7 protein-coding genes are annotated in these 9,113 nt (G+C 44.6%); all 7 read left to right on the forward strand.

The features are described from left to right. Window positions 1-1,425 (forward strand): fibronectin type III domain-containing protein (locus A3761_RS07645; protein WP_068750068.1); only part of this gene is annotated, 1,425 nt, incomplete at its 5' end. Between the two features lie 149 nt (window positions 1,426-1,574). Beyond that, complete coding sequence (locus tag A3761_RS07650) at window positions 1,575-1,880, forward strand: hypothetical protein (protein ID WP_068508210.1); 306 nt, start codon at window positions 1,575-1,577, stop codon at window positions 1,878-1,880. A 294-nt stretch (window positions 1,881-2,174) separates the two neighbouring features. Continuing rightward, window positions 2,175-3,578 carry a sigma-54 dependent transcriptional regulator gene (locus tag A3761_RS07655; protein ID WP_369808198.1) on the forward strand — a complete coding sequence of 468 codons (1,404 nt, stop codon included), beginning with the start codon at window positions 2,175-2,177 and terminating at the stop codon, window positions 3,576-3,578. Between the two features lie 276 nt (window positions 3,579-3,854). Continuing rightward, on the forward strand, window positions 3,855-5,207 hold the full coding sequence (locus A3761_RS07660; RefSeq protein WP_082865320.1) for a PAS domain-containing sensor histidine kinase: 1,353 nt from the start codon (window positions 3,855-3,857) through the stop codon (window positions 5,205-5,207). Window positions 5,208-5,221: 14 nt separating this feature from the next. Further along, window positions 5,222-6,637, forward strand: a complete 1,416-nt coding sequence (locus tag A3761_RS07665; protein WP_068508206.1) for a sigma-54 dependent transcriptional regulator — start codon at window positions 5,222-5,224, stop codon at window positions 6,635-6,637. 242 nt (window positions 6,638-6,879) lie between these two features. Continuing rightward, complete coding sequence (fliE, locus tag A3761_RS07670; RefSeq protein WP_068508204.1) at window positions 6,880-7,254, forward strand: flagellar hook-basal body complex protein FliE; 375 nt, start codon at window positions 6,880-6,882, stop codon at window positions 7,252-7,254. A 75-nt stretch (window positions 7,255-7,329) separates the two neighbouring features. Then, a complete protein-coding gene (fliF, locus tag A3761_RS07675) occupies window positions 7,330-9,054 on the forward strand; it encodes a flagellar basal-body MS-ring/collar protein FliF (protein WP_068508202.1) in 1,725 nt (574 codons plus the stop codon). Window positions 9,055-9,113 lie beyond the last annotated feature (59 nt).

The following is a 9,113-nucleotide window of genomic DNA, read 5'->3' on the forward strand; positions in this document are numbered from 1 at the left end:
CCAGCAGATTTAACTGCTATTGAGTCGTATAGTTCAATTACAAAAGCAGAACTGGAAATGGGTGTTTTGTCAGCCTCTTTCTTGTCAATGGTTGAGCTGGGTCGTTGGGATACGATTGAAGAAGTAATCGAACATGTAGAGGAAGTGATTGCCAGTGATGGCGTTCTAGGGGCTCAAAGTACTGAGGGCGATGAACAGATTACTCTGGATGAGGTTTTTCTAGAGGCAAGCGAAATTGCATTAGATCTAGAGCAAGCGCTTCCAGATAGTGAACATGCCGAGACATTTGCGGCGGTTAGACAGGAAACGAATGATTCCTATAACGACGTAGCAGAGCTTAACGAGACTCCTGACCTCGAAATTATTAGCCAGCCTCAAGGTGTAATTGTTGATGAGTTGGAAGAGGTCTTATTAAGTGTGGGAGCTACCGGTGGCGAGCTAAGCTATCAGTGGCGTAGAGATGGTGTTGAGCTTCAAGGGGCGGTACTAAGTTCACTATTGATTTCAGCTGCAGATACTTCCGACTCAGGCAGTTATGATGTTCTGGTGAGCGATGAGTCAGGTACCCTGGAGTCTTTGACTGCTTTAGTAGTCGTTAACGAATTGCCACCAGTAGTTGTGATAGACCCTGTTCAAATTTCTACGCAACCTACTTCTGTTAGTGTAGATGAAGGAGAGGGAGCGGTACTATCTGTCGCTGCGAGTGGCGGTGGTGAGTTGGTGTATCAGTGGTTTAAGGGTGGGGTAGCGATTAGCGGCGCGACCTCAAGCTCACTCTCTTTCGCTTCAGCTTCAGTCTCAGATAGTGGTGTGTATAGTGTCAGCGTGACGAATTCGGTAGGCTCGCAAACATCTGTCAATGCGACGATTCAGGTGAATGAAGTGATTTCCATTGAGCCTGTCGTCATTGCTTCGCAACCGCAATCTACCGCTATTGATGAGGGTGAGACGGCAGTGCTGTCGATCGTTGCGACAGGCGGTGGTGACTTGAGTTATACCTGGCGTAAAGATGGTGTTGAGATATCAGGTGCTAACGCGAGCTCATTAAGTATTGAGGCTGCCTCTGTTGCAGATGCCGGAGCTTATGATGTCATTGTATCCAATTCTGTGGGGCAGCAGGTGTCGTCAGTTGCTAATGTAGAAATTAATGAGCTTGAGGTTTTACAGTCGATAGCCTTGGAGTGGTCAATTCCAGAAGAAAGAGCGGATGGTACTGCTCTAGATTTAAACGAAATTGACAGTTACCTTATTCGATATGGTACAGATGCATCAAACTTAGCTCAAAGTGTTGTTGTAGGTAGTGGCTCGGATACCAGTGCGCAGATCGATGATATGGTAGCAGGCACTTATTATTTTGTGATTTTGACTATCGATATCGACGGTGTTCAGAGTGAGGAATCGGAAATAATTTCCTTAACGATCTGAGATCAGTTAACGTTGATCAGTAACTAAGGCTAAGGCGATAATGTTGTAATTATCGCCTTTTTTCGTTTCCATGGGGGCGGATCTTAACTTGCATTGTTTGTGTGTATTGCTTCATTATTGAGTGCTTGAATATCATTAGGTGGCATGGCGTGAACGAACGGTTTCTAAATATTGCTAAACAACTAAAAGATGCTAATGACAAGCAGGATTGGGCGCTTTTAACTGAGCTCGATGCTCAGGTGCGTGTCGAGCTTCAGGCAGTTATTGCTAGTATGCGAACTAAAGAAGATAGGGCACAGCTTTTATCGATCTTGAGGCGCTATGAAAAAGTTTACTCTCTGGTGCTAAAAGATAGCTTGAAGCATAGAGATGAGATCTCTATGGAACTTAAGCAGATTACCCGCGAAAGTAAGGCTGCGAATACCTATCTGGATTCGTCTCAATATAAAGCTTGATTGAGTGTTATTGCGCTGGCAATAACTTATAAGATAAGTGACAAAATTTTGAACATTTATTTATGTGGCGCTTATTTCGTCTTTTTTGCGCCACTTAATTGACTAATTAATCTATCCGTACTTTAATTGCTAGATATCGAATATTGAAGAATAATCGCTTTTTGCAATTAACCGCTCGAGCGTACTCATGGGTGCAAAAGTTTACTGTTTTGCTCTATTCATTACTTCAAGTTAAACCCAAAAAATAAACAACTATAAGGTCCATCTATGGCCCAGGATATGAAAGTTTTGGTTATGCATAATAACCAAGAAGTGCTTCGTGATATCTCTGTTATTTTATCCTTTCTTGGTGAAAGTGTTCTTAGCGCATCCTTGTCAGGTTGGCGCTCTACTATTGAAGAGCATGCAATTGAGCCAGAGCACTTAAGTGTCGTTTTTTTGGGAGCAGACTCGGAGCCGGTTGAGCAGATCGTTAAAGATTTACATGAGTGGGATGAGGGTGTTCCTGTGCTAGGGCTAGGTGATGCTGCTCTAGACGGGCTTGATGATATTCTTAGACGAAAGGTCATTGCGCAACTTGATTATCCTCTTAACTATAATAAGACGCTAGATAGTTTATATCGTGCCCAGGTTTATCGTGAACAATACTCGGCGCAAACAGGGCGTGGTAAGCAGCGTCAGGTAGAGCTTTTTAGAAGTCTTGTAGGTACTAGTCGCGGCGTTCAAGATGTTAGAGCTTTAATGGCACAGGTTGCGGATAAAGATGTGAGCGTCTTGATTACAGGGCAATCGGGTACTGGTAAAGAAGTAGTTGCCAGGAACTTGCATTATAATTCGCACCGTAGAAACAAGCCTTTTGTGCCTGTCAACTGTGGTGCTATTCCGGCGGAGTTGTTGGAAAGTGAATTGTTCGGTCATGAAAAGGGTGCTTTTACCGGCGCCATTACTGCGCGTGCAGGTCGATTCGAACTGGCTGAAGGTGGTACGCTTTTTCTAGATGAAATTGGCGACATGCCGCTGAACATGCAGGTTAAGATTCTAAGGGTCTTGCAGGAGAGGACATTCGAAAGGGTTGGGGGAAATAAAACATTAGACACTGATGTCCGTATCATTGCGGCAACGCATAAAAACCTTGAGGATATGATTACCAGTGGTGATTTCCGTGAGGACCTTTATTACCGTTTGAATGTATTTCCTATTGAGATGCCTGCACTAAAAGATCGTGTTGAAGATATCCCTCTTCTGCTCAATGAGCTGATTTCAAGGATGGAGACTGAGAAGCGTGGCTCAATCAGATTTAATTCTGCTGCAATACTGAGTCTATGTCGTCATGAGTGGCCTGGAAATATTCGTGAGTTGGCTAACCTTGTCGAGCGCCTGGGTATTATGCACCCTTATGATGTTGTTGGTGTTCAGGAGTTACCGCAAAAATATCGCCATATAGAAGAAACTGATGACGTTGTTCAGACCGATGATCTGCAGCTACAAAATGCCCCTGGAATGGCGAGTATGGATTCACCAGCCTTGTTGCCTGTAAATGGTATCGATCTAAAGGATTACCTGGCAAATTTGGAAAAGTCGCTTATTCAACAAGCTTTGGATGAGGCTTCTGGTGTGGTTGCTCGCGCTGCCGAAAAACTTCGTATACGTCGTACAACTTTGGTTGAAAAGGTGCGCAAATACGGCTTGAATGCCTAGGTATTATATTTCTTAACTATTCTTGCTCAGTCAAAAATATGTCAGCACGCAGTTTTGCGTGCTTTTTTCGTTTTATGGCGTCATAAAATTGTCTTATCTTTCGGGTTGTTATCATATTGCTACAATTAAGTTGCTGATAATAAAGTAAAAAAATACTTTGGCCTACATAGTGCTTATATCAGGTTGTTAAAGCTTATTTGAGCTGCGCAGAGCGTTTGGCTGACAAATAAGCGAATAGTATTCCACACTGTTTTGACTGAATGATGTAGGTAAGCCATGGGACAACAAAAACTAGCAACCTGGATAGATGAACCTGCTTTTATTAGCTCGGAGGCAATCAATGCACGTGTTTCGCGCGTTGCGCATGATAGTTCTGGCAGCACTTCAATAGAGGGTAATGCTGCATTCAAATTTCAGGGACAAATTGACTCTACTCAAGATAACGGTGAGCAGAAAGTCGAAGAAGCTTTGTCCTTGTTTGACCACTTGTCTTCGCAATTAACCTCATCATACCGAAACCTTGAGAACAAGGTTAGTCAACTCAAGAGTGATCTTTCACTTGAAGAAAGTCAAAAGCAAGCACAGCGCAAGGAAAAAGAAGACCTAGCTAATCGCTTGTCTACCTTGTTGGAGGTGCTTCCGGCAGGTGTTGTTGTTCTAGATGAAAAAGGTTTAGTCACAGAATGTAATCCTGCGGCAATGGATCTACTTGGCGAACCGCTGAAAGGTTTGGCCTGGGTCGATGTTATTGCGAGAAGTTTTTCGCCAAAGCACGATGATGGACACGAGGTTTCTTTAAAAGATGGCCGAAGAGTGAAAATTGAAACTCGTTCTATGTCATCCGGGCCGGGTCAGCTGGTACTCCTTAGTGATCTGACTGAAACAAGATTGTTGCAGGAGCAAGTAAGCAGGGCCGAACGTTTGAGCTCTTTGGGTAAGATGGTTGCTAGCCTTGCTCATCAGATTCGTACGCCCTTATCTACAGCAATGTTGTATGCGGGCCACCTTTGTCAGCCTGAATTAGATGAATCGATGCGCGTGGACTTGTCGGAAAAAGTAATGTCTCGTTTAACGCATTTGGAACATCAGATTAGGGATATGCTTATCTTCGCGAAAGGAGATGAGCGCTTAGTTGAACGTATGCCGCTAAATGATTTCATACTCGCGCTTAAGCTTGCAGCCGTTCCAGTGATGGATGCCGCAAGTGTTGAGAGCGAGTGGGATATAGAAGCGTCTAATGCTGAAGTCTTATGCAATAAAGATGCCTTGGTAGGGGCTTGTCTTAATTTGGTAAATAACAGTATTGAAGCTTGGGAATGTTCTGCAGTTAGCAAGGAAACGCCATTAACAATAAAGATTAGTGTTGGGGTTAAGGAGGATGGGGCTGTGTGTCTTGTGATTAGAGATAGCGGTCCTGGTATTCCTGGCCAGCACAGGAGTAAGATTTTTGAACCGTTTTATACAACCAAGCAAAAAGGGACTGGCCTTGGGCTGGCGGTAGTTCAGTCTGTTGTTAAGGCGCATAAAGGTAATTTCAGAATGCGTTCATCCAAGAAAGGGGTGACTGCAATGATTGACCTGCCGTCAATTAATGTTACTCCTACTAATAATAATTTTGCTCAGTGTTAAGAGGTAAATAAGTCATGTCAGCGACCAAAGTATTAATTGTGGAAGATGATAAGGAATTAAGAGAAGCACTGTGTACAACATTACAGCTTGCAGGGATGGGCTTCGTAGAAGCGGACTGTGCTGAGAATGCATTGAAGGAGCTTGAAAACGCGCATTTTGATGTAGTGATAAGTGATGTAAATATGCCGGGAATGGATGGCCACGAGCTCTTGCAGCAGGTTAAGTTAAAATATCCTGGTTTGCCGATGATGCTTATCACTGCCTATGGTCAAATTAAGCTGGCTGTTGAAGCTATGCAAAGTGGTGCCGCAGACTATTTAGTAAAACCTTTCGAACCAAAAACCTTAATTCAATCAATTATTAAAATTTTGGGGCTTGGTGATACATCTGAAGAAAAGTCTAGTGATGAGAAAGGGCCTGTTGCTGAAGATCCATTCTCTAAGCAATTTTTTGAAGTCGCTCGCAAAGTTGCTGAATCTGATTCGACAGTAATGATTTCAGGTGAAAGTGGTACGGGTAAAGAAGTATTGGCGAGATATATTCACGAGTCATCATCGCGAAAGAACAAACCTTTTGTTGCTTTGAATTGCGCAGCAATCCCAGAGAATATGCTAGAAGCAACACTGTTTGGCCATGAGAAAGGGGCTTTTACCGGCGCGTATGCAAGTTCGCCCGGTAAGTTTGAGCTTGCCAATGGCGGAACCTTATTGCTAGATGAAATATCTGAAATGGATCTAGGCTTGCAGGCAAAACTACTTAGGGTTCTGCAAGAACGTGAAGTGGAGCGAGTTGGCGGAAGAAAAGCGATTCCTTTGGATGTACGGGTATTGGCGACGACAAACCGTGATTTAAAAGAGTACGTAAACGAAGGAAAGTTTAGAGAAGATTTGTATTATCGTCTGAGCGTGTTTCCCATGGCCTGGAAGCCTTTGCGAGAGCGTCCTATGGATATTTGGCCGCTGGCTAAACGCTTGCTTGCTGAGCATTCTAGCAAAATGAAGCGTGAAAAAATGGAGTTTGGTGAGGGTGTAGAGACTTACTTGTCTCAATACCATTGGCCGGGAAATGTCCGAGAGCTTGATAATGCGATTCAGCGTTCGCTGATTATGGCCTGCAATGGTGTGGTTAAGGTTAGCGACCTATGCTTGGATTTATCCGAGTCGGCTAACTGGATACTTGAATCCAAGCAAGAGGTTCCGACTGAGCAAGTTAGGTCGGTGCAGGTCGAGGTTGAGCCAAACTCTCGAACAGGTTTAGGTAAAGATCTAAAGCTTCGAGAATATCAAATAATTATCGATACCTTGCGTCAAGAAAATGGCAGAAAGAAGAATGCTGCCGAGAAGCTAGGTATTAGCCCAAGAACCTTGAGGTATAAGCTTGCTCAAATGAGAGAGCAGGGTATCGATATTGCAGCTGAAATGGCTGCCTAGGTATCGAATTGAGTGTACGGGTGGCTCTGCTAGTTGCCTGTTACAACAGGATTTCGTCAATCTGCTGATGATCTGTATGGGAGCGTATGCTCCCTTTTTTTGTTATTGCTAAGAATTAGCAATGCTATCATGTTAAACCTTCCAATCTATCTATAATTTCAGCTTGTCTGTGAATTGGCCCGCTTTATGCAGTTACTAACTTAAGCGTATTTTTAGTAACGAAATTTTGACAAGGGGGATGTATGTCTGGGATTAACTCCGTAGGGGCTAGAGCAGATATCAATCAGGTGCTGGCTGAGATGAAAAATCTGCGTGCGCAGGTTCAGAAAACTCAGGTTCAGACTGAAGAAATATCTCCTACAAAAATTAATGCCACCCAGGAAGCGAGCCAAACACCTAAATTCAGTGACATGCTGTCTAGTGCGGTTGGCTCGGTCAATGATACACAATTAAAAGCGGGTCAAATGGCTAAGGCTTTTGAGCAGGGTGACCCAAGCGTTACGCTTTCGCAGGTAATGGTGCAATCTCAGAAAGCATCGGTATCTTTTCAGGCGTTGACGCAAGTAAGGAATAAGGTTGTACAGGCGTATCAGGATATTATGAAAATGCCGGTTTAAGTGTTTGCTTCTCGTTTGTAATGATTGGTATTTGAACAAACACTGCTTATTTGGATTTTAGTAAAAGGTTAACTTATGGCACTCGCACCCACAGATACAGGTACAGACTCAGCATTGCCCGCTCAGGTGGGTGGTATCTCGGGTGAGCCTGACGTTGTCGGCACTGAAAGTGACTTGATGACCGGTATAAACCGGCTTGGAATCTTTCGGCAAGTAGGTTTGATGGTAGGTTTGGCCGCGAGTGTTGCCCTCGGTTTGGCGCTTGTTTTATGGCTTCAGGAGCCGGACTATCAGCCGTTGATGAGCTCGGTAGAAGCTCAGGACCTGGAAGAAGTTTCAAGCATTCTTAACTTGAATGGTGTTGACTTCAAGATGGATCACCGTACCGGCATATTGCTTGTTGAAGCGGGCAGGGTTCATGAAGCAAGAATGAAGCTGGCAGCGAATGGCATTACAAGCGATAACAGTGTCGGCTATGAGATCCTTGACCAGGATCAGGCCTTGGGTACTAGCCAGTTTATGGAGTCGACACGATTTAAGCGAGGCCTGGAAGGTGAGCTGGCGCGATCAATATCCAGTTTCAGAAATATCCGTAGCGCCAGAGTTCATTTGGCTATTCCGAAGAGGTCGGTGTTTGTTCGTGACTCAAGAGAACCTAGTGCATCAGTTTTGATCGAGACCTCTTCTATGCGGCCAGTGACACGTGAGCAGGTTGACTCGATTGTTAATCTCGTCGCCGGAAGTGTGCCGGAAATGGATATGAGCAAAGTTACTGTTGTTGATCAAAAGGGTAATCTATTGTCTCGGAACAACGAGTCAGAAGAAGACAAGCTGGTTTCAAGGGAGTTTGAGTATTCGCGTAAAATGGAAAAAGTTCTAAATGAGCGAATTACAGGTATATTGAGTCCTATCCTCGGGGCGGATCGTTTCAGGTCAGAAGTCTCGGCTGATGTGGATTTTACCCAGGTTGAAGAAACGGAAGAGTTTTACAACCCTGACATGCAAGCAGTCCGAAGTGAACAAACCTTGGATGAGCAGCGCCAGATGATGACAGATGGCGGTGTACCAGGCGCGCTTGCTAATCAGCCTCCCGCAGCGGGTGCTGCCCCTGAAGTAGCCAACGGTGCTGGCGCTGGTGAAGGAGGTTTACCGACAAATGTGCGTAAGCAAACCACTCGCAATTTTGAGGTGGACCGCACAATCAGCTACACACGTCACCAGCAAGGTAGGCTAAAGCGCTTAACGGTTGCTGTAGCAATTGATGATATACAGAATATCAACCCGGAAACAGGTGAGGTAAGCTATACTACATGGACGGCTGAAGAGCTTGAGCGTTTGACGCTATTGGTAAGGAATGCGGTAGGGTACTCAGCCGCACGAGGTGATAGCGTAAATGTGATTAATACGCCTTTTGCACCTAAGTTTGTGGAAGCCGTACAAGAGCCGGAAATATGGGAACAGGCGTGGTTCAAAGAGCTGGTGCCCAAAGGCATAGCAATGTTGTTCGCCTTGATTATTATCTTTACCGTCATTCGACCAGTGTTTAAGAATCTTTCTGAAGCTGGCGCTCAAGCGAAAGAGCTTGCTTTAGCGGGAGATGAGGACGGTTTGGCACAGATGGATGCCATGAGTGAAGGTGAGGCAGGAGAACGAGTTACTTTGAGTGCCTCTGATGAGTTTCTGTTACCGGGGGCTTCGGAAGGTTTTGATCGACAACTTAATGCCTTGAAAGGTTTGATTGCTGAGGACCCTGCTAGGGTTGCTCAGGTAATTCGTCAATGGGTAAATGTAGATGACTGATGGTGACGGCGATAAAAAGCTGCCAAAAGTTTCGCGGGTAGATGCTGCTGCGATTTTAC

It is taken from the genome of Oleiphilus sp. HI0123 (assembly GCF_001635315.1).

Excerpts from the sequence above, each read along its gene's own strand:
- fliE (WP_068508204.1), top strand. The coding sequence starts at position 6,880 with ATGTCTGGGATTAACTCCGTAGGGGCTAGAGCAGATATCAATCAGGTG.
- A3761_RS07655 (WP_369808198.1), top strand. The coding sequence starts at position 2,175 with ATGCATAATAACCAAGAAGTGCTTCGTGATATCTCTGTTATTTTATCC.
- A3761_RS07660 (WP_082865320.1), top strand. The coding sequence starts at position 3,855 with ATGGGACAACAAAAACTAGCAACCTGGATAGATGAACCTGCTTTTATT.
- fliF (WP_068508202.1), top strand. The coding sequence starts at position 7,330 with ATGGCACTCGCACCCACAGATACAGGTACAGACTCAGCATTGCCCGCT.
- A3761_RS07665 (WP_068508206.1), top strand. The coding sequence starts at position 5,222 with ATGTCAGCGACCAAAGTATTAATTGTGGAAGATGATAAGGAATTAAGA.